The organism is Enterobacter sp. WP_7_1 (assembly GCF_003688535.1).
Lineage (GTDB): Bacteria > Pseudomonadota > Gammaproteobacteria > Enterobacterales > Enterobacteriaceae > Enterobacter > Enterobacter asburiae.
The window spans coordinates 1-20,679 of sequence record NZ_REFK01000009.1; the positions used below are offsets into that span (position 1 = coordinate 1).

Consider the following 20,679-nt stretch of genomic DNA (forward strand, 5'->3'; position numbering starts at 1 on the left):
CTGACCCCATGCCGAACTCAGAAGTGAAACGCCGTAGCGCCGATGGTAGTGTGGGGTCTCCCCATGTGAGAGTAGGGAACTGCCAGGCATCAAATAAGTGAAGAGGCCATCCGAAAGGATGGCCTTTTTGCGTTTAAGCACCTCAGAAATTTGTAGGCCGGGTAGGGCGAAACCGCCCCCCGGTAAGTCAGATCGCACTCCACTCCACAATAAACTCCGCAATCCCTTCCACATCATTTAAATCCAGCACCGTAACCTCAAGCGGCAATACAACATCACTGGCCACCGCAATCACATGCTCATCCAGCGTTAATTCGCTGAAATCATGCCCGGCATCGCTTCTGAACAACAGGATCTTAGGCACGGCCTCATGCTTAAATCCCTCAACCAGCACCAGATCCAGCGTGGCATGATCCATCCGGCTGACCAGATAGGCGAGATCCAGCGGCGCCTCATCCGGCGTTTCTGTCATCAGCGCCCAGCGTTGAGTACTTGCCACCATTGTTTGCGCTGCACCCGCTTTACGTAACGCATAGCTATCTTTGCCCGGTCTATCGACATCCATATTATGGTGGGTATGCTTAATCAATCCTGGACGGATACCTCTGGCACAAAGCGCAGGAATGAGCTTTTTAAGCAGCGTGGTTTTTCCGGTCCCACTCCAGGCGGAAATGGCGACAACAGGTATCATCTTTTCTCCTGCATCATCTGCAAATCGTCAGGCGTATTCACATTCACAAATGCTGATTTTAAATCGCTAAAATCAACGGGATGACCGCCAGACTCGCGCATAAAATCCATCACCCTGCGCTCTCCCGCAGCCAGATAGGACTGCAAGGCTGGCGCCAGGGATCGGTGCATCAATGCGATAGCAGGATGATCACGCTCGCCGTCATGTACCCAAACCACAGGAGCCGTACCGCGAAGCAGCAACAAACGCTCGACAAGACAGGACGGAATAAACGGAGTATCGCAGGGACAGAAGATGAACCACTCTCCGCAAGACTGTTGCATGACCGAAAGCATCCCGGCCAGCGGTCCCGGGTAATCCTCAAGGATATCCTGGTAAACGGCGTACCCGCTGAGCTGGTAAGTGTCGAGATGCCGGTTAGCACTGATGACCATTGTCGACACCTGGCCTGCGAGCGTATCAGCGACACATTGCCATAAGGGTTTGCCGTTCAGGCGTTGAAGCCCCTTATCTTTCCCCCCCATTCGCGTCGCTCTGCCACCTGCCAGAACGACCCCAATGATTTCCTGGCTAAGATTCACGAATATCGCCTCTTTTATTGTGGGATTGACCCTGCTAACGTGTCACTCTAAATGAAAGGAGCCCCACCATGAAATGTAAACGTCTGAATGAAGTTATTGAACTCCTCCAGCCCGCCTGGCAAAAAGAGCCAGAGCTAAATCTGATGCAATTTTTACAGAAACTGGCGAAAGAGTCAGGCTTTGACGGCGATCTGGCAGACCTTTCTGACGACATCCTGATCTACCACCTTAAAATGCGTGATTCTGCCAAAGATGCTGTTATTCCTGGTATTCAGAAGGATTATGAGGAAGATTTTAAGACCGCATTACTGCGCGCCCGAGGCGTAATTAAAGAGTAAAAGCTTGTAAGCGGCGGCACCGAAATCGCCACAAGATGATATCCTGAATCATTCGTATAATTTCCGGATGATCGGATGAACGACCAGGCTTTTACTTTCCAGACATTACACCCGGACACCATTATGGATGCCCTGTTTGAACAGGGTATTCGGGTGGATTCCGGGCTAACACCGTTAAACAGCTACGAAAACCGCGTCTATCAATTTCAGGACGAGGATCGTCAGCGCTTCGTCGTAAAGTTCTATCGCCCTGAACGCTGGTCCGCAGAACAAATTCAGGAAGAGCATCAGTTTGCTCACGATCTGCTGGATGACGATGTTCCCGTTGCCGCACCGCTAAAATTTAATAACCAAACGCTCCTCACGCACGAAGGGTTTTACTACGCTGTATTCCCGAGCCTGGGGGGGCGCCAGTTTGAAGCGGATAATATCGATCAGATGGAGTGGGTTGCCCGCTATCTTGGGCGCATACACCAGACGGGACGCAAAAAAGCCTTTATTGCCCGCCCGACTATCGGAATTCAGGAATACCTTCTTGAACCGCGGGGAATATTCGAAACGTCTGCCATGATCCCCACTGCGTTAAAGGATGATTTCCTCAACGCCACCGATAAGCTCATTGCTGCCGTTAAAACCTGCTGGCGCGACGATATTACCGTTCTGCGCCTGCACGGCGATTGTCATGCCGGAAATATCCTCTGGCGTGATGGCCCGCTGTTTGTCGATCTCGATGATGCGCGTATGGGGCCAGCGGTTCAGGACCTGTGGATGCTGCTCAATGGCGATAAAGCCGAGCAACGCATGCAGCTTGAAACCATTATTGAAGCTTATGAAGAATTTAGCCCGTTTAATTCAGACGAAATTGCCCTGATTGAGCCTTTACGTGCGATGCGTTTTGTTTATTATCTCGCATGGTTAATCAGGCGTTGGGACGATCCCGCATTTCCCCGGAATTTCCCGTGGCTTACCGGAGAGGATTACTGGCGTAGCCAGATATCTACATTTACTGAGCAGGTCAAGGTTCTTCAGGAACCCCCTCTGCAATTAACGCCGATGTATTAATTGGACACACCCAGGAGAGAGTTAATCATGAAAAAAATTTGGCTGGCGCTGGCAGGTATGATTCTGGCATTTAGCGCTTCTGCTGCGCAGTTTACCGACGGCAAACAGTACACCACGCTGGACAAACCGGTCGCTGGCGAGCCACAGGTTCTGGAGTTCTTCTCGTTCTACTGCCCGCACTGCTATCAGTTCGAGCAGGTTCTGCATGTGTCTGACAACGTGAAGAAAAAGCTGCCGGAAGGCACCAAAATGACCAAGTTTCACGTCGAGTTCCTGGGCCCATTGGGTAAAGACCTGACTCAGGCGTGGGCGGTTGCGATGGCACTGGGCGTGGAAGATAAGATCACTGCGCCAATGTTTGAAGCCGTACAGAAAACCCAGACCGTTCAGACTACCGCGGATATCCGTAAAGTGTTCGTTGATGCCGGCGTGAAAGGTGAAGAGTATGACGCTGCATGGAACAGCTTTGTGGTGAAATCTCTGGTTGCTCAGCAGGAAAAAGCGGCTGCTGACCTCCAGCTTCAGGGCGTTCCGGCGATGTTTGTTAACGGCAAATACCAGCTGAACATGCAGGGCATGGACACCAGCAGCATGGATATCTTCGTACAGCAGTATGCTGATACCGTGAAATTCCTGGTTGAGAAGAAGTAATTTCGCTGATGTAAAAACGCCGGTCACTGACCGGCGTTTTTGTATGAAGATTTAATCTTGTCTATCTGTTCGTCTTTCTCTTTCCAGAGCGTATTAAGCCACTGCTGGAAACGACGCTTGAAATTCTTATCGTTAACGTAATCACCGTGCAGCCCGGCATCTATCGGGACCAGATCGACACGCACAACAATGCGCGTCAGTTTGCCGCTGAGCATATCAAAAAACGGCGTCTTATCGTTTTCCGGATAGCAGAGCGTGACGTTCAGGAGTTTATCGAACTGTGCTCCCAGCACGTTAAGCGCCATCGCAATACCCGCCGCCTTCGGCGGCAGCAGATGCTGGTAAGGAGAGCGGGTTTGTTGATGCTTCTCTTCCGTAAAACGGGAGCCTTCAACAAAATTCACGATGGTCGTTGGATGCGCGCGAAACTTTTCGCAGGAACGGCGTGTGGTCTCCACATCTTTGCCGCGACGCTCGGGATGACGAATTAAATAGCTGCGCGAATAGCGTTTCATAAACGGCATATCAAGCGCCCAGCAGGCCAGCCCGATAAAAGGCACCCAGGCGAGCTGCTGTTTCAGAAAGTATTTGTTCATCGGGATGTGTTTGCGAAAAAGTACGCATAACACCACGATGTCCGCCCAGCTGTGGTGATTGCAGATCAGCAGATACCAGTTTTTCTTGTTAAGACTCTCCAGCCCTTTGATATCCCACTTCAGATGCGGGTTCAGGCACAGCAGGATCGCCAGTCCTTCGCACCAGCAGTACATCATGAAATTACAAAATGCGGACACGGCTCGCCACACCACAGGGACAGGCAGCAGCAGTTTAATAATCCCGGCGATAATGATCGGCACAGAGCAGGCGATAGTCACCAGGATAGTTAAAATGATGCTTAACAGTAATGTTATTGCAGCGAGCAATCTCGACATGATGAGCTTTTTCAAATGGTTAGCTGTAAGTGAGCGGTCGGCTATGCAACGCCGGGCGCTGATTTTACCAGAAAACAGACAAATTAATGGCGCTTTGACGTGATGATTTGGCCGCTTTTACACTGCCGCAGAAGATTTCTCTGTGATTCCGCGCTTAACAAGGCTTATATCCACATAGACTAAATTGCCATCAGGTGACCATATAGAGAAGATCTAATGCGATAACAGCATGATAATTAAGATCTAAAAATTAACTCATATGTATTTTTTACGTCTGTTATTCATATGAAGTGAAAATATACACAAACTTATCCACAGTTTGATTTTTGCGAGCGATCCTCACGATCGCAAAATCTTTTCCTGTATCTGGCGCTAATACCTGATGTTTTCATCCTTCTGTGGCATCCTTTACCCATAAATTGATTAAAGGCACGGACATTATGGTTCAGATCCCAGAAAACCCTCTTATTCTCGTCGATGGCTCTTCTTACCTGTATCGGGCGTACCATGCGTTTCCTCCTCTGACCAATAGCGCAGGGGAACCTACCGGCGCAATGTACGGCGTGCTGAACATGCTGCGCAGCCTGATCCTTCAGTATCAGCCAACCCATGCGGCTGTAGTCTTTGATGCGAAAGGTAAAACTTTCCGCGATGAGCTGTTTGAGCATTACAAATCTCACCGTCCGCCAATGCCTGACGATCTGCGTGCACAGATTGAGCCGCTGCACACCATGGTAAAAGCGATGGGGCTGCCGCTGCTGGCCGTCTCTGGCGTTGAGGCTGATGACGTCATCGGCACGCTGGCGCGTGAAGCAGAAAAGATGGGTCGTCCTGTGCTGATCAGCACTGGTGATAAAGATATGGCGCAACTGGTGACGCCAGGCATCACCCTGATTAACACCATGACCAACACCATTCTGGGGCCAGAAGAAGTGGTCACAAAGTATGGCGTGCCGCCCGAGCTGATTATCGACTTCCTCGCGTTGATGGGCGACTCCTCGGATAACATCCCGGGTGTCCCTGGCGTCGGTGAAAAAACCGCGCAGGCGCTGCTCCAGGGGCTGGGCGGTCTGGATACGCTGTACGCGGAATCGGATAAAATCGCCGGGCTCTCCTTCCGTGGCGCAAAAACCATGGCCGGAAAACTGGAAGAGAACAAAGAGGTGGCTTATCTCTCCTATAAGCTGGCGACAATCAAAACCGATGTCGAACTGGAGCTGGGCTGTGAGCAGCTTGAAGTGCAACAGCCTTCCGCTGACGATCTGCTGAGCCTGTTTAAGAAATACGAGTTCAAGCGCTGGATCACTGACGTGGAAGCCGGTAAATGGCTACAGGCAAAAGGGGCCAAACCTGCTGCAAAGCCGAAGGAGACGATCGTCGTTGACGCAGAAGAGCAGGCAGAAGAAGAAGCCGTGGCGCTTTCCTTCGACAACTACGAAACCATTCTTGAAGAGTCACAGCTGATCGCCTGGATCGAGAAACTGAAAAAGGCGCCGGTCTTTGCCTTTGATACCGAAACTGACAGTCTTGATAACATCTCAGCCAATATGGTTGGCCTGTCATTTGCGACAGAGCCTGGTATTGCCGCCTACGTTCCCGTGGCGCACGATTACCTGGATGCGCCGGAGCAAATTTCCCGTGAACGCGTGCTTGAGCTGCTGAAGCCGATTCTGGAAGACGAAAAGGCGCTCAAGGTTGGGCAAAACCTCAAGTACGACCGCGGCATTCTGCAAAACTACGGCATTGAACTGCGCGGGATTGCCTTCGACACCATGCTTGAATCCTACATTCTGGACAGCGTCGCGGGCCGCCATGATATGGATTCCTTATCTGACCGCTGGCTCAAGCACAAAACGATCACCTTTGAAGAGATTGCTGGTAAAGGAAAAAATCAGCTCACCTTTAACCAGATTGCTCTGGAAGAAGCGGGGCGCTACGCGGCGGAAGACGCAGATGTCACGCTGCAGCTGCACCTGAAGATGTGGCCAAAACTGCAGAAGCATGAAGGTCCGCTGAACGTGTTCCAGCATATTGAGATGCCGCTGGTGCCCGTGCTGTCACGCATTGAACGTAACGGCGTGAAAATCGACCCAACGGTGCTGCATAACCACTCCGGGGAGCTGGCGCAGCGTTTGACCGAGCTTGAGCAAAAAGCGCATGAGCTTGCAGGCGAGCCGTTTAATCTCTCTTCACCGAAGCAGCTGCAAACCATTCTGTTTGAAAAGCAGGGCATCAAGCCGCTGAAGAAAACCCCAGGCGGCGCGCCGTCAACCTCTGAAGAGGTGCTGGAAGAGCTGGCGCTGGACTACCCGCTGCCAAAAGTGATTCTGCAGTACCGTGGCCTCGCGAAGCTGAAGTCTACCTACACCGACAAGCTCCCGCTGATGATCAACCCGAAAACGGGTCGCGTGCACACGTCGTACCATCAGGCTGTCGCGGCGACCGGTCGTCTCTCATCAACCGATCCCAACCTGCAGAACATCCCGGTACGTAACGAAGAAGGCCGCCGTATTCGCCAGGCTTTCATCGCACCAGAGGATTATCTGATTGTCTCTGCTGACTACTCGCAAATTGAGCTGCGCATTATGGCGCATCTGTCCCGCGACAAAGGCCTGCTGACCGCGTTTGCCGAAGGGAAGGATATCCACCGGGCAACCGCGGCGGAAGTCTTCGGCTTGCCGCTAGACAGCGTGACCAACGAGCAGCGCCGCAGTGCTAAGGCGATCAACTTCGGTCTGATTTACGGCATGAGCGCATTTGGTCTTTCGCGCCAGCTCAACATTCCGCGTAAAGAGTCGCAGAAGTATATGGATCTCTACTTCGAGCGTTATCCGGGCGTGCTGGAATATATGGAACGCACCCGCGCGCAGGCGAAGGAAAAAGGTTACGTCGAAACCCTGGATGGCCGCCGTCTCTACTTACCGGACATCAAATCCAGCAACGCGGCGCGTCGCGCTGGCGCAGAGCGTGCGGCGATCAACGCCCCGATGCAGGGTACCGCGGCGGACATTATTAAGCGTGCAATGATCGCCGTTGATGCCTGGCTGGAAGAAGAGAAGCCTCGCGTGAAAATGATCATGCAGGTACACGATGAACTGGTATTTGAAGTGCACAAAGACGACCTTGACGCCGTGTCGAAGAAGATCCACGAACTGATGGAAAGCAGCATGACGCTTGACGTGCCGTTGCTGGTGGAAGTAGGAAGTGGCGAAAACTGGGATCAGGCTCACTAACGGTTCTTCGCATAACGCGCTTTTTATGTAAGTTTGCAACATAACAACGCGCGTTTTGTGACAATCATTAGAATTCCCTATGTAAAGAATGAAAAAAAACTACAAAAAGTGCTTTTTCTGCAGCACAAAAAGGGGTAGAGTTGTCGGCGTAGGGTACAGAGGTAAGATGTTCTATCTTTCAGACCTTTTACTTCACGTAATCGGATTTGGCTGAATATTTTAGCCGCCCCAGTCAGTAATGACTGGGGCGTTTTTTATTGCGTCAAAGAAAAATTCAGGCAAAAAAAACGCGGCTATCGCCGCGCTCGGTATTACTCTTCTTCCGCTTCCGTCGCGGGTTCCAGCTCGCTAAACCAGGTGTCGAGCTTCTGACGCAGCTTGTCCACGCCCTGCTTTTTCAGGGAGGAGAACGGCTCAACCTGCACATCACCGTTGAACGCCAGCACCGCTTCGCGAACCATATTCACCTGCGCTTTACGCGCGCCGCTCGCCAGCTTATCGGCTTTCGTCAGCAGCACCAGCACGGCGATATCGCTTGCTACAGCCCAGTCGATCATCTGCTGATCCAGATCTTTCAGGGGATGGCGAATATCCATCAGCACCACCAGACCTTTCAGGCACAGGCGTTTTTCCAGGTATTCACCCAGCGCACGCTGCCACTTGATTTTCATCTCTTCCGGTACCTGCGCGTAACCGTAGCCCGGTAAGTCGACCAGGCGTTTGCCCTCAGCAACTTCAAACAGGTTGATCAGCTGGGTACGGCCAGGTGTTTTTGAGGTACGCGCCAGGCTCTTCTGATTGGTCAGCGTATTCAGGGCGCTGGATTTCCCCGCATTGGAGCGGCCAGCAAATGCCACTTCAATACCGGTATCAGAGGGAAGGTGGCGAATATCGGGCGCACTGGTGACAAAATGCGTCTGTTGGTAGTTCCAGGTAGTCACGTGGTCGTCTCCAAAATCGTAATCTGAAGGGGATTATACCCGAATGCAGGCAAAAGGCTTTTCTGATTGCTATGAGCTGTAGGCGAATGCCCCAACCGGTGTGAGAGATCGGCCAGTGATGCTATGGGAGATATCAGAGAAATCGCAGGCGTCAAAAAAGCCAAACTGTTTTAAATCATAAGCTTATTTCCGGGTAATTGTCTGAAAATTCCTTTTTGTACCGTTTCGTTGCTTGTTAGTTTAACGGAACAAGGTAAAGTGTGCGTCAGGGCGAGGAAGCCAGCAGGATATCGACTTAAGGACAAGGGTCAGGAACGCCAGGAGGCGAAGACGCAGGATTGTCAGGATGACCAGCGCCTGGAGGCGTTTTAAAAGGAAATGGAACCGTATCACGGACGGTATTAGCCAAGGGATAAACAGGGTTTGTTGTTGGCAAACACGGAAAGTCTGACCCGCTAAGGGTTGTGAGTCAGGAAAAAAGGCGACAGATTGCTCTGTCGCCTTTTTTCTTTGCTTGCTTTCTGCTAGATTTCGCCGCAATTCTATACTGAAGAAAACGACTTAAAGATAAAACATCATGAAAAAACCAACCTCCGCTGCGGGCGCGAAACGCCCTGCAAAAGCACGCCGCAAAACGCGCGAAGAACTGAACCAGGAAGCGCGCGATCGTAAACGCGACAAAAAACATCGCGGTCATACTGCGGGTAGCCGTGCCAACGGTGGTGGTGCAGCGGGTGCTTCTGCAAAAGGCAAACAGCAGAAAGACCCTCGTATCGGCAGTAAAACTCCCATTCCACTGGGCGTGACAGACACCCCGGTCACTAAGCAGCACAAACCAAAGAGCGAGAAACCTATGCTTTCACCGCAGGCTGAGCTGGATTTGCTGGAGAACGATGAGCGCCTGGACGCGCTGCTGGAACGTCTTGAAGAGGGTGAAACCCTGACCGCTGAAGAGCAGTCATGGGTGGATGCCAAACTGGATCGTATCGATGAACTGATGCAGAAGCTGGGCCTGTCATACGACGATGACGAAGATGAAGAAGAAGACGAGAAGCAGGAAGATATGATGCGTCTTCTGAAGGGTGGAAACTAACATTTGCACCCGGCAGGCACGATAGTCCTGCTTATAACCCTTCCGGTTATATGTTATCTGGTGTGGTTATTCGTTAAACTACGGCGGTTGTCGCGGCGACAGAAGTGGCTGCGCACCCGAGTGATGGCCCGCGATGGGGCCAGAACGGGCCGCCGTATACGAACGCGACACCAACGGAAGGAGTGAGCATGTCAGCACCAACTATCGACTGGGATTTGGCCCTAATCCAGAAATATAACTATTCCGGGCCGCGTTATACGTCATACCCCACCGCGCTGGAGTTCTCCGATGCCTTCGGCGAGGCTGATTTCCAGCATGCTGTCGCGCGCTATCCTGAGCGTCCGCTGTCGCTCTACGTCCATATTCCGTTCTGCCACAAGCTCTGCTACTTCTGCGGCTGCAATAAAATCGTTACCCGTCAGCAGCACAAAGCCGATCAGTATCTTGATGCCCTCGAACAAGAAATTGTCCATCGCGCACCGCTGTTTGCTGGCCGTCACGTCAGCCAGCTTCACTGGGGCGGCGGCACGCCAACCTATCTGAATAAAGCGCAAATAAGCCGCCTGATGTCCCTGCTGCGCGGCAATTTCAGTTTTAACGCCGACGCTGAAATCTCGATCGAAGTCGATCCGCGTGAAATTGAGCTGGATGTACTGGATCACTTACGCGCCGAAGGCTTCAATCGTCTGAGCATGGGCGTGCAGGATTTCAATAAAGAGGTTCAGCGTCTGGTGAACCGCGAGCAGGACGAAGAGTTTATCTTTGCCTTGCTCAACCACGCGCGTGAGATTGGTTTCACCTCGACCAATATCGACCTGATTTACGGCCTGCCAAAGCAGACGCCGGAGAGCTTCGCCTTCACCCTGAAGCGCGTGGCCGAACTCAACCCGGACCGCCTGAGCGTCTTTAACTATGCGCACCTGCCGACCCTCTTTGCCGCCCAGCGCAAAATCAAAGATGCCGATCTTCCTTCAGCCCAGCAGAAGCTGGATATTCTGCAGGAAACCATCACCTCGCTGACCGAAACCGGCTATCAGTTTATCGGAATGGATCACTTTGCTCGTCCGGATGACGAGCTGGCGATTGCGCAGCGTGAAGGGGTACTGCACCGTAACTTCCAGGGCTACACGACGCAGGGCGATACCGATTTGCTGGGGATGGGCGTCTCCGCCATCAGTATGATTGGCGACTGTTACGCGCAGAACCAGAAAGAGCTGAAGCTCTACTACCAGCAGGTTGATGAAACGGGCAACGCGCTGTGGCGCGGCATTGCGTTAACGCGCGACGACTGCATCCGTCGCGATGTGATTAAAGCGCTAATCTGCAACTTCCGTCTCGATTTCAGCGACGTTGAGTCGCAGTGGGATCTGCACTTCAGAGATTATTTTGCGGAAGACCTGAAGCTGATTGCACCGCTGGCGAAAGACGGGCTGGTGGATGTGTCGGAGAACGCGATTGAGGTCACGCCGAAAGGGCGTCTGTTGATCCGTAATATTTGCATGTGCTTTGACGCGTATCTGCGCCAGAAAGCGCGACTGCAGCAGTTCTCGCGGGTGATTTAAGGCGCATTGCAAAATGCACAAAACGTAGGCCGGGTAAGGCGAAGCCGCCACCCGGCTTTTACGTTCAACTCGCTAGCTAAACAGCCCAACCAGCGCCGCGCACAGCATAGCCGCAACGGCTGTTTGTGGCGTGTGGCTTTCAGCGGCTCCGCTAGAGAGCATATTCACGATTGTTTCCAGCATGATGTTCACCCCCAATTTCCGGGCACGATCATACAAAACTCATCGGAACAGTAAAGCGCAAAATAACGGCAATTTGCGCTCAATTAATAACCTTTACACAGCGGCGTACGATCACTCCATTCCCAGCTCTTTAAGCTTGCGCGTCAGGGTATTACGACCCCATCCCAACAGGCGAGCGGCTTCCTGCTTATGACCCTGAGTATGACGAAGCGCGGTAGTTAATAGCGTACGCTCCATCTCTGGCTGAGCTTCAGACAGCAGGTTTTGATGACCGGAACGCAGCGCGCGGTCGGCCCACTGCGCCAGCAGCGTCGCCCAGCTGTCCGGCAGCGCGTGCCCGGTACTGCTTTCAGGTGCGGTCGCTTCAAACAGCTCGGCCGGTAAATCCTGAATCAGCACTTCCTGCCCGGCGGCCATCACGGTTAACCAGCGGCAGGTGTTTTCCAGCTGGCGCACGTTGCCCGGCCACGCCAGACGCGTCAGAGCGGCATCGGTTTCCGGGTGAAGCTGCTTGGCTTCCACACCCAGCTCGCGGGCGGCTACCTGCAGGAAATGGCGCGCCAGGCGGGGAATATCTTCCCGACGTTCACGCAGCGGCGGCAGATGAACGCGGATGACGTTCAGACGGTGGAATAAATCCTCACGGAATTTTCCTTCCTGAACGCGTTGCTCCAGGTTCTGGTGGGTCGCGGCGATAATACGCACGTCCACCTTCACCGGCGCATAGCCGCCCACGCGATAAAACTGCCCGTCGGCCAGCACGCGCAGCAGGCGTGTCTGGACATCCAGCGGCATATCGCCGATCTCATCCAGGAACAGCGTACCGCCGTCGGCCTGTTCGAACCGCCCCTGGCGAATGGTATTGGCGCCGGTAAATGCCCCTTTTTCATGGCCGAACAGTTCGGACTCAATCAAATCCTTCGGGATCGCCGCCATATTCAGGGCGATGAACGGCGCTTTTGCCCGCGGACTGTGGCGGTGCAATGCATGCGCCACAAGCTCTTTACCGGTTCCCGACTCACCGTTAATCAATACGCTGATGGACGAGCGGGATAAACGACCAATAATGCGAAACACGTCCTGCATCGCCGGCGCTTCACCGATGATATCTGTCGTTGGCCCAAAATCGGGCGCGTGGCGCGGCTGTTGCTGCTCCTGATAATGGCTAATCGCGCGCTCAACCAGCGCCACCGCTTCGTCGATATCAAAGGGTTTGGGCAGGTAATCGAACGCCCCTTGCTGATAGGCGCTCACTGCGGCATCCAGATCGGAGTGCGCGGTCATTATGATGACCGGAAGCATAGGGTGGCGTTGTTTGATCTGCTTTAACAGCGCCAGCCCGTCCATGCCCGGCATGCGAATATCCGAAAGCAGAACATCTGGCGTTTTAGTGGTGAGTGCGTCGAGCACTTCGCTGCCGCTCTCAAACGTCGTGCAGCTTAATCCCGCCCCTGTGAGCGCGCGTTCAAGCACCCAACGGATGGAGCTATCGTCATCGACTACCCAGACTATCCCTCGTTGCATAAACGTCACCTTTATTTTTTAATCGGCAGGAAAACCGAAAACTCGGTATGTCCCGGCCAACTGGTAAATTCAATTTTCCCGGAGTGTTGATCGATCAAACTGCGGGCAATGGATAAGCCCAGGCCGGTTCCGCCTTCGCGACCGCTTACCATCGGGTAGAACAGGGTGTCCTGCAAATGCGATGGAATGCCGGGCCCGTTATCCTCAACGTCGATTCGGGCGGCCAGCCGGTAGCGCACGCCGTGTAACGTGAGCTGGAAGGCGGTACGGGTGCGTAAAATAATCTCGCCGCCTTCAGGTCCCAGCGCCTGCAGGGCATTACGCACAATATTCAACAGGACCTGCTCAATCTGGTCCGGGTCATGGGCCAGTTCCGGCAGGCTTGGGTCGTAATCACGTACCAGCGTGACGTTCTCCGGCAGCTCCATTGAGACGAGCTTCACCACCCGCTCAGCCACTTTATGGATGCTTTCCGTTACGTGCATTCCCGGCTGCTGCGGACCGAGAAGACGGTCTACCAGATTCCGCAGACGGTCCGCCTGCTCAATGATGACGTTGGTATACTCTGCCAGCGCGGGGTCGGGCAGCGCCTTGGTCAGAAGCTGCGCCGCGCCGCGTAATCCACCCAGCGGGTTTTTGATTTCATGTGCCAGACCGCGCACCAGGTCACGGGCGGCAATTTGCTGCGCATGCTGAAGCTGCTCCTGGCTCAGTCGACGCTGATTATCCATCGGCGCCATTTCCAGCAGGATCAGACCTTCGGGAAGACGCTGCGCGGTCAGCGACAGAATGTGCGAGCGCCCGTCGATCACCAGCGTGACTTCGTTATCGGTAAACCCCTGGCCAGCCTGCAAACTTTCCTGCATCAGGCCAATATTCAGCGAAAAGTAGCTCAGGAGTTCAGGAAGCGGGGTGCCGAACAGTTTACGTGCGCTTTGGGCGAGCAGCTGCTGCGCGGCCGGGTTGGCGTAATGAACGGCCAGCTCGTCATCGACCAGCAATATGCTGTTAATCAAAGAATTGAGGATCTGCCCAGCATCGGGCAGCGTGCCAGTTGCCATTCAGCAGTCTCCTGGAGTCGTTTGCACTAATTTAGTGCAGTATAGCGTTTTCGGCGTAAAAAGCGCGTGAGATCAGGTTGTTGGTGGAGAAAAAAGCCCATCCGGAGATGGGCTAAAAGTTTCCACGGCAACTACTCCCGGCGCTTATCACGCCGGGTAAAACAACTTTAATTAAACGCTGTAGTACAGCTCGAACTCAACCGGGTGTGGAGTCATACGCACGCGGTCGTTCTCTTCCATACGCAGGGCGATGTAAGCATCGATAGCGTCGTCAGTGAATACGCCACCTGCAGTCAGGAACTCGCGGTCTGCGTCCAGCGCCTGCAGGGCTTCTTCCAGAGAGCCAGCAACCTGTGGGATCTCTTTCGCTTCTTCTGGCGGCAGGTCGTACAGGTTTTTGTCCATCGCTTCGCCCGGATGAATCTTGTTCTTGATACCGTCCAGACCGGCCATCAGCAGTGCTGCGAAGCACAGGTATGGGTTAGCCGCTGGGTCCGGGAAGCGAACTTCGATACGACGCGCTTTAGGAGAAGCCACCACCGGGATACGGATAGAAGCAGAACGGTTACGTGCAGAGTAGGCCAGCATCACTGGCGCTTCGTAGCCCGGGACCAGACGCTTGTAGGAGTTCGTGGTTGGGTTCGCCAGGGCGTTGATCGCTTTAGCGTGTTTGATAACACCACCGATGTAATACAGCGCCTGCTCGGACAGACCGGCATATTTGTCGCCAGAGAACAGGTTGGTACCGTTCTTGGACAGAGACATGTGGCAGTGCATACCGGAACCGTTATCGCCAAACATTGGTTTTGGCATGAAGGTCGCGGTTTTACCGAAACGGTGCGCAACGTTGTGCACAACGTATTTGTAGATCTGAATTTCGTCCGCTTTTTTGGTCATGGTGTTGAAGCGGGTTGCCACTTCGTTCTGACCAGCAGTCGCCACTTCGTGGTGGTGAGCTTCAACAACCAGGCCCATCTCTTCCATCACCAGACACATGGTGGAACGAATGTCCTGAGCAGAGTCGACCGGAGGAACCGGGAAGTAACCGCCTTTCACGCCAGGACGGTGACCTTTGTTACCACCTTCGTATTTGGTGGAGGAGTTCCATGCACCTTCGATGTCGTCGATAGCCACGTGGGAGCCAGAAATAGAAGCACCAAAGCGGATGTCATCGAACAGGAAGAATTCTGGCTCTGGCCCGAACAGAACGGTGTCTGCGATGCCGGTAGAACGCAGGTACTCTTCAGCGCGTTTCGCGATAGAACGTGGGTCGCGGTCGTAGCCCTGCAGCGTGCCTGGCTCGAGGATGTCGCAACGGATGATCAGGGTTGGTTCTTCGAAGAACGGATCAATGACCGCAGTGGTTGCATCTGGCATCAGAACCATGTCGGATTCGTTAATGCCTTTCCAGCCACCAATGGAGGAGCCGTCAAACATTTTGCCTTCTTCAAAGAATTCGGCGTTCACCTGATGAGCAGGGATTGTGACGTGCTGTTCTTTACCTTTGGTATCGGTGAAGCGCAGATCAACAAACTTCACTTCATGTTCGTTCAGCATCGTCAAAACGTGTTCAGCGGACATACTTAACTCTCCAGATTGGTCATTGTCGTCGTGGTAACGAGGTCTTCAATTTCTGTTTGTACTGGCTGGTGCCATGTATTTTTTATAAAGCGAAATCTGTGCCAACTTTTAAAACACCCCAAAAAGGCGTTATCATGCGCACCATAGTGCAAAAGGGCTGCACCACAATGGATTTGTTGCACCAGTATAGTGCTTCAATGTGAACATTGAGCACCATATTGGTGCAATTTACGTTAAAGTGCCCTTTTACCGCTCCGTGAAAGCGATCACAAAGCATCTCTGCAATACTTGTTTGCGGGGGATGTTTGTGATCCTGTTTTGTAGTGCGATTAATCCGTGTACAATAACGCGCTATTTCTAAATGCCTGAGGCAAAGTTGTGATCGAAAATTTGCGTAACATCGCCATCATCGCGCACGTAGACCATGGTAAAACTACCCTGGTTGACAAGCTGCTGCAGCAATCCGGTACGTTTGATGCGCGTGCCGAAACCCAAGAACGCGTGATGGACTCCAACGATTTGGAGAAAGAGCGTGGGATTACCATCCTCGCGAAAAACACCGCGATTAAATGGAATGACTACCGTATCAACATCGTTGATACCCCAGGGCACGCCGACTTCGGTGGTGAAGTTGAACGTGTAATGTCCATGGTAGACTCCGTTCTGCTGGTCGTTGACGCAATGGATGGCCCAATGCCACAGACGCGCTTCGTGACCAAAAAAGCTTTTGCCCATGGTCTGAAGCCAATCGTTGTTATCAACAAAGTTGACCGCCCTGGCGCGCGTCCTGACTGGGTTGTTGACCAGGTCTTCGACCTGTTCGTTAACCTCGATGCGACCGACGAGCAGCTGGACTTCCCTATCGTTTACGCCTCTGCGCTGAACGGTATCGCAGGTCTGGACCACGAAGACATGGCTGAAGACATGACCCCGCTGTATCAGGCGATTGTTGACCGTGTTCCTGCGCCAAACGTCGATCTCGACGGCACCCTGCAGATGCAGATCTCTCAGCTCGACTACAACAACTACGTTGGCGTAATCGGCATTGGTCGTATCAAGCGCGGTAAAGTGAAGCCTAACCAGCAGGTCACTATCATCGATAGCGAAGGCAAAACCCGTAACGGTAAAGTTGGTAAAGTACTGACTCACCTGGGTCTTGAGCGTATCGAGAGCGACATCGCTGAAGCGGGCGACATCATCGCTATCACCGGTCTGGGTGAGCTGAACATCTCCGACACCATCTGCGATCCGCAGAACGTCGAAGCGCTGCCAGCCCTGTCCGTTGATGAACCAACCGTAACCATGTTCTTCAACGTCAACACCTCTCCGTTCTGTGGTAAAGAAGGTAAGTTCGTTACCTCTCGTCAGATCCTTGATCGCCTGAACAAAGAGCTGGTGCACAACGTTGCGCTGCGCGTTGAAGAAACCCCGGATGCAGACGCATTCCGCGTTTCTGGTCGTGGTGAGCTGCACCTGTCTGTTCTGATTGAGAACATGCGTCGTGAAGGTTTCGAAATGGCGGTTTCCCGTCCGAAAGTAATCTTCCGCGAGATCGATGGCCGTAAACAAGAGCCATTCGAAAACGTAACGCTGGACGTTGAAGAGCAGCACCAGGGTTCTGTGATGCAGGCTCTGGGTGAGCGTAAAGGCGACCTGAAAAACATGAATCCAGACGGCAAAGGCCGCGTACGTCTCGACTACGTGATCCCAAGCCGTGGTCTGATCGGCTTCCGTTCAGAGTTCATGACCATGACCTCCGGTACCGGTCTGCTGTACTCCACCTTCAGCCACTACGACGACGTGCGTCCGGGCGAAGTGGGCCAGCGTAACAACGGCGTGCTGATCTCCAACGGTCAGGGTAAAGCGGTTGCGTTTGCGCTGTTCGGTCTGCAGGATCGCGGTAAGCTGTTCCTGGGTCACGGTGCTGAAGTTTATGAAGGCCAGATCATCGGTATTCACAGTCGTTCTAACGACCTGACCGTAAACTGCCTGACCGGTAAGAAACTGACCAACATGCGTGCGTCCGGTACTGACGAAGCAACGGTTCTGGTTCCACCGATCAAGATGACTCTGGAGCAGGCTCTGGAATTCATCGATGATGACGAACTGGTAGAAGTGACTCCACAGTCAATTCGTATCCGTAAACGTCACCTGACCGAGAACGATCGTAAACGTGCGATGCGCGGTCCGAAAGAAGACTAATACGGCTAATGCGTATTAAAAAAAGCCGCTGAGAAATCAGCGGCTTTTTTGTTGTTATTTGAAGCTGTATTTCACCCCCAGCATCCCCTGGGTATCGCTGTAGCCTTTGTCGCCTAACTGCTGAGCCACATTGCCCCATACGCTAAGCTGCGGCGTAATCTGTCCCTCTACACCTGTTTTAAGTTCACCGATATTGCGAGTGCCGCGCATTTCATTGCTGACGTCATCCATGCGGATGCGCGTGGTCTGGGTATTGTGGATCCAGTTCGCCTCGATAAACGGCTGGAAGGTACGGGATTTACCGTCGTCAATCGCGTTATGTCCGCTGATATAGGCCTTCACGCCGAGACGTGTCATCAGGTTCCCCTGAGTCTCGTCTTTCACCCGCGTGCCGTTGCGCTCGCGATGGTCGTCAGCCTGCACGTCCATCCAAACGGCCTGCGCTTTCGGCTGGAGCCAGTAGCTGTTGCGGCCGCTTTCGCCCACCTTAACGCTATAGCCAGCTTCTACAGAGGCGGTTATGCCGCTGGAGCGATAACGCTCAGTCGCCTGATCCTGTCCCATCACCTTATTGTCGAACCAGTTATATAGCATCCAGCTATCAACGTAGGTACCACTTTTATCCGCGTCGTTTGCGTACCAGGTACCGTACAGACCGACGCTATAGCCATTCACTTCGCCACACGAGTGGTATCCGGTCAGGCTGGAAGCACTCCGGCTCTGGCTGTTGCCGTAGCCCGCCATCAGGCCAAGATGCCACCGATCCAGGCCGTCGGTGCTCCACTGGGCGACATCACCACCCAGCTGCAGCACGTAGCGATTGGCAGTCGTTTTTAACTGGCCGCTGCCGTCTCTGAAACGCGTATGGCCGCCGACGTTACGCATCCACAGGCTCGTTACTTTTTGCTCGCCGGTGAGCAGGTCGGTGTACTGCGTTTCACCCAGACGGTCGTGCAGGCGGGTCATAAACAGCGTATTTGCCGCATAGCTGTTCGCCTGATAGCTACCAAATTCAGGGCGATACTGATGCTCGCTTTTCGGTGGTGCAGCAGGGGGCGCCGGTTCCTGCGGCGGAATCACCGGGTCGACGGGTGGCTCCACAGGGGCAACCGGTGGGTCTACCGGGTCAACAGGTGGGTCCACAGGGTCAACAGGTGGGTCTACAGGGTCAACAGGCGGGTCTACAGGATCAACGGGCGGGTCTACAGGATCAACGGGCGGGTCCACAGGATCAACGGGTGGGTCAACGGGCTCAGCCAGGCTGGTCAGAAACCAGTTTTTCCCTTTTTGCACAACGTTATAGTCATAACCCCCCGCCACGATACGGCTGGCCTTCTCGAACGTCCCGTCCGAGTTACCGCCAACGCTGACAATTTCAATCCCTTCTACGGTTTGTGCGCCAGTACCGCCAATGTTGTTCACTTCCACCCCGGTTTGGCCGGAGGTGTTCCCTTCAACGATCAGTTTGTCCGTTTCCGAGGCGTCGTCAAACAGCACGGTATTGAAAACCAGCTTGCCGCCGTTGCCGATAAAATCGTCACTGATGGTCAGGGTTTGCCACGCCGCATCCTCAGCATGCTGGAAATTAATCGTACCGCCCGCGTTCAGCGTCAGGCTGGTCAGCGTGGAGCTGTCGCGCATATTCCACACGGCATCATTCATCGTAAGCGCGATAGTCCCGGTACCGTTGGCGTTGCTCTCAATATAAGACGCCCCGTTCCAGAGTGAGTTGTCATCCATATTCAGCGTAATGGTACTGTTTTGAGCCGGAAGCGTGCTGGTGGCCGCGACGCCGCCTGCGGAGAGGATATCGCCGTTGAGGACGAATTTTCCGCCCGCCGAGGCATCAATCACGCCACCGTTGCCGGCGTTCAGAGCGTAGCTTCCGCTGTCGCGCTGGCCTGCGGTGGTAACGGTTGCGCCACCCTCAAGCGTTATCACGCCGCGTGACCAGGCATACATCCCGTGCGGCGCCTGCGCGGAGCTGCTGGTTTTCTCGCTGCTGTTGACCGCTATGGTGACGTTATCTCCAAGATTCACCGCGCCTGTGTACGCATAGACGCCATGCGCGCTGGCACCGTTGGTGGAGATGGTCGCGCCTTCATCAAGGGTGATGGTTGACGAGCCGGTAGAATAAACCCCGGAGGCGCTGGACGCGTCGGTGGTAATCGCCGCGTTTTTTCCCAGCTCAATTTTTGACGCGGAACCTGCATACAGGCCGTAGGCCGATGTGCCGAAGGTTTCGATGGCGGCCTCATTCCCCAGACGGACGTAAGAGCCGCTCTGGTTGGTACGAATCCCCTCGGCGGAGGTACCACGCGTTACAATATGCGCACGATCGCCGACGATAACGTTATTTTTGGCCTTTGACGCATCATTCAGTGCATAGGCGCTGATCCCTCGACCGGTACTGCCGGTGGTTTCGATATAGAGATCGTCACCCACATAAATATTGGCGGAGCCGAGAGAGCCCTGGCTGAAGGAGCTGTATCCGGCATTGATGCCGTCACCGCTTTGGCCATTGACGTAAATATGGGTGCGGTCGCCGGTAATGATAAACACCGGGTTGTCCGGCGTGTTCATACCATGGGTGCGGATGCCGTCGACGTCTTTACCATTATTGGTAGCCACTTTTGACTGGGTGCGAATAGTCAGATCGTCACCAAATATCACCCCCGGGCTGCCGGACGTGGAGTTCTGAATAACGGTGACTGAATGCTCAAAGGCTTCCGCCCCCGGTCCTTCGAGGGTGATCCCATCTCCGTAGATCGGGATATTACCCGCGCTGTACTGGTAGACATAGTTAGGATCGCCGGTATTTTTGCTAAAGTTCGCATTTGCCGTTGCAGGAATCAGCGCCTGTATTTCTGCAGGCAAATCCGTCACTGCTCCCGAGGCAGGTAAATTAGCAAAGTCTATTACCGCCGCATGTGCGGTAAATAGCGCTGACGATAAGGCCAGAGAAATCGCAGCGGCGATTGGTGAGTGTTTTAAATATGGCATAACTGCCCCCTTTCTTTCAGGCGTAGAACATCCTCCACAGC

The 20,679-nt window shown here is 53.6% G+C and carries 17 protein-coding genes and 1 rRNA gene; 9 read left to right on the forward strand and 9 right to left on the reverse strand.

The window, feature by feature from the left end; all coding sequences use genetic code 11:
- A 5S ribosomal RNA gene (gene rrf / locus BJ885_RS22250) occupies positions 1–88 on the forward strand; the annotation flags it as partial.
- A 99-nt stretch (positions 89–187) separates the two neighbouring features.
- Here rrf and mobB read toward each other — a convergent pair.
- A complete protein-coding gene (gene mobB / locus BJ885_RS22255) occupies positions 188–691 on the reverse strand; it encodes a molybdopterin-guanine dinucleotide biosynthesis protein MobB (RefSeq protein WP_121932840.1) in 504 nt (167 codons plus the stop codon).
- A complete protein-coding gene (mobA, locus tag BJ885_RS22260) occupies positions 688–1,272 on the reverse strand; it encodes a molybdenum cofactor guanylyltransferase MobA (protein WP_121932839.1) in 585 nt (194 codons plus the stop codon). The genes mobB and mobA overlap by 4 nt, the downstream gene beginning before the upstream one ends.
- Before the next feature lie 68 nt (positions 1,273–1,340).
- Between mobA and BJ885_RS22265 the strand changes: the two genes are divergently transcribed.
- The 3 genes from BJ885_RS22265 (at position 1,341) to dsbA (ending at position 3,323) form a co-directional block, all read left to right on the forward strand.
- Positions 1,341–1,610 (forward strand): YihD family protein, encoded by a 270-nt coding sequence (locus tag BJ885_RS22265; protein WP_008501866.1) that lies wholly within the window; start codon positions 1,341–1,343, stop codon positions 1,608–1,610.
- A 75-nt stretch (positions 1,611–1,685) separates the two neighbouring features.
- Entirely contained in the window at positions 1,686–2,672 is a 987-nt protein-coding gene (locus tag BJ885_RS22270; protein WP_059347388.1) for a serine/threonine protein kinase, read from the forward strand.
- Between the two features lie 27 nt (positions 2,673–2,699).
- Positions 2,700–3,323 carry a thiol:disulfide interchange protein DsbA gene (dsbA, locus tag BJ885_RS22275; protein WP_121932838.1) on the forward strand — a complete coding sequence of 208 codons (624 nt, stop codon included), beginning with the start codon at positions 2,700–2,702 and terminating at the stop codon, positions 3,321–3,323.
- A 23-nt stretch (positions 3,324–3,346) separates the two neighbouring features.
- On the opposite strand, the gene BJ885_RS22280 is transcribed toward dsbA, so the two are convergent.
- Positions 3,347–4,198 carry an acyltransferase gene (locus tag BJ885_RS22280; protein WP_404851418.1) on the reverse strand — a complete coding sequence of 284 codons (852 nt, stop codon included), beginning with the start codon at positions 4,196–4,198 and terminating at the stop codon, positions 3,347–3,349.
- Between BJ885_RS22280 and BJ885_RS23610 the strand changes: the two genes are divergently transcribed.
- Complete coding sequence (locus BJ885_RS23610) at positions 4,095–4,358, forward strand: hypothetical protein (RefSeq protein ID WP_396349948.1); 264 nt, start codon at positions 4,095–4,097, stop codon at positions 4,356–4,358. The two genes, BJ885_RS22280 and BJ885_RS23610, sit on opposite strands and share 104 nt — an antisense overlap.
- Before the next feature lie 337 nt (positions 4,359–4,695).
- Positions 4,696–7,488, forward strand: coding sequence for a DNA polymerase I (gene polA / locus BJ885_RS22285; RefSeq protein WP_047646929.1), 2,793 nt, complete (start codon positions 4,696–4,698; stop codon positions 7,486–7,488).
- 311 nt (positions 7,489–7,799) lie between these two features.
- Here polA and yihA read toward each other — a convergent pair whose 3' ends face one another.
- Positions 7,800–8,429, reverse strand: coding sequence for a ribosome biogenesis GTP-binding protein YihA/YsxC (gene yihA, locus BJ885_RS22290; protein WP_023309768.1), 630 nt, complete (start codon positions 8,427–8,429; stop codon positions 7,800–7,802).
- Positions 8,430–9,006: 577 nt separating this feature from the next.
- Between yihA and yihI the strand changes: the two genes are divergently transcribed.
- On the forward strand, positions 9,007–9,522 hold the full coding sequence (yihI, locus tag BJ885_RS22295) for a Der GTPase-activating protein YihI (protein ID WP_033146972.1): 516 nt from the start codon (positions 9,007–9,009) through the stop codon (positions 9,520–9,522).
- Positions 9,523–9,710: 188 nt separating this feature from the next.
- Positions 9,711–11,084 (forward strand): oxygen-independent coproporphyrinogen III oxidase, encoded by a 1,374-nt coding sequence (gene hemN, locus BJ885_RS22305; protein ID WP_121932837.1) that lies wholly within the window; start codon positions 9,711–9,713, stop codon positions 11,082–11,084.
- A gap of 72 nt (positions 11,085–11,156) precedes the next feature.
- Here the strand turns inward: hemN and BJ885_RS22310 are convergent, their stop codons facing one another.
- The 4 genes from BJ885_RS22310 to glnA all read right to left on the reverse strand — a co-directional run bounded on the left by BJ885_RS22310 (position 11,157) and on the right by glnA (position 15,433).
- Positions 11,157–11,267, reverse strand: coding sequence for a YshB family small membrane protein (locus BJ885_RS22310; RefSeq protein ID WP_023333898.1), 111 nt, complete (start codon positions 11,265–11,267; stop codon positions 11,157–11,159).
- 111 nt (positions 11,268–11,378) lie between these two features.
- Positions 11,379–12,791, reverse strand: coding sequence for a nitrogen regulation protein NR(I) (gene glnG / locus BJ885_RS22315; RefSeq protein WP_023309765.1), 1,413 nt, complete (start codon positions 12,789–12,791; stop codon positions 11,379–11,381).
- 11 nt (positions 12,792–12,802) lie between these two features.
- Positions 12,803–13,852 carry a nitrogen regulation protein NR(II) gene (glnL, locus tag BJ885_RS22320; protein WP_008501857.1) on the reverse strand — a complete coding sequence of 350 codons (1,050 nt, stop codon included), beginning with the start codon at positions 13,850–13,852 and terminating at the stop codon, positions 12,803–12,805.
- A gap of 171 nt (positions 13,853–14,023) precedes the next feature.
- Positions 14,024–15,433 carry a glutamate--ammonia ligase gene (glnA, locus tag BJ885_RS22330; RefSeq protein ID WP_023309763.1) on the reverse strand — a complete coding sequence of 470 codons (1,410 nt, stop codon included), beginning with the start codon at positions 15,431–15,433 and terminating at the stop codon, positions 14,024–14,026.
- Between the two features lie 378 nt (positions 15,434–15,811).
- On the opposite strand from glnA, the gene typA reads away from it, so the two are divergent.
- The gene (gene typA, locus BJ885_RS22340; RefSeq protein WP_029741474.1) at positions 15,812–17,635 is read left to right on the forward strand and encodes a ribosome-dependent GTPase TypA; all 1,824 of its coding nucleotides are present in this window, start codon (positions 15,812–15,814) and stop codon (positions 17,633–17,635) included.
- A gap of 54 nt (positions 17,636–17,689) precedes the next feature.
- Here the strand turns inward: typA and BJ885_RS22345 are convergent, their stop codons facing one another.
- Positions 17,690–20,638, reverse strand: coding sequence for an autotransporter outer membrane beta-barrel domain-containing protein (locus BJ885_RS22345; protein ID WP_121932836.1), 2,949 nt, complete (start codon positions 20,636–20,638; stop codon positions 17,690–17,692).
- Positions 20,639–20,679 lie beyond the last annotated feature (41 nt).

What these genes read in the sequence shown, in the direction of transcription:
- mobB (WP_121932840.1), bottom strand. Translation starts at nt 691, where the DNA reads ATGATACCTGTTGTCGCCATTTCCGCCTGGAGTGGGACCGGAAAAACC.
- BJ885_RS22265 (WP_008501866.1), top strand. Translation starts at nt 1,341, where the DNA reads ATGAAATGTAAACGTCTGAATGAAGTTATTGAACTCCTCCAGCCCGCC.
- BJ885_RS22270 (WP_059347388.1), top strand. Translation starts at nt 1,686, where the DNA reads ATGAACGACCAGGCTTTTACTTTCCAGACATTACACCCGGACACCATT.
- dsbA (WP_121932838.1), top strand. Translation starts at nt 2,700, where the DNA reads ATGAAAAAAATTTGGCTGGCGCTGGCAGGTATGATTCTGGCATTTAGC.
- BJ885_RS23610 (WP_396349948.1), top strand. Translation starts at nt 4,095, where the DNA reads ATGAAATTACAAAATGCGGACACGGCTCGCCACACCACAGGGACAGGC.
- polA (WP_047646929.1), top strand. Translation starts at nt 4,696, where the DNA reads ATGGTTCAGATCCCAGAAAACCCTCTTATTCTCGTCGATGGCTCTTCT.
- yihI (WP_033146972.1), top strand. Translation starts at nt 9,007, where the DNA reads ATGAAAAAACCAACCTCCGCTGCGGGCGCGAAACGCCCTGCAAAAGCA.
- hemN (WP_121932837.1), top strand. Translation starts at nt 9,711, where the DNA reads ATGTCAGCACCAACTATCGACTGGGATTTGGCCCTAATCCAGAAATAT.
- BJ885_RS22310 (WP_023333898.1), bottom strand. Translation starts at nt 11,267, where the DNA reads ATGCTGGAAACAATCGTGAATATGCTCTCTAGCGGAGCCGCTGAAAGC.
- glnG (WP_023309765.1), bottom strand. Translation starts at nt 12,791, where the DNA reads ATGCAACGAGGGATAGTCTGGGTAGTCGATGACGATAGCTCCATCCGT.
- glnL (WP_008501857.1), bottom strand. Translation starts at nt 13,852, where the DNA reads ATGGCAACTGGCACGCTGCCCGATGCTGGGCAGATCCTCAATTCTTTG.
- glnA (WP_023309763.1), bottom strand. Translation starts at nt 15,433, where the DNA reads ATGTCCGCTGAACACGTTTTGACGATGCTGAACGAACATGAAGTGAAG.
- BJ885_RS22345 (WP_121932836.1), bottom strand. Translation starts at nt 20,638, where the DNA reads ATGCCATATTTAAAACACTCACCAATCGCCGCTGCGATTTCTCTGGCC.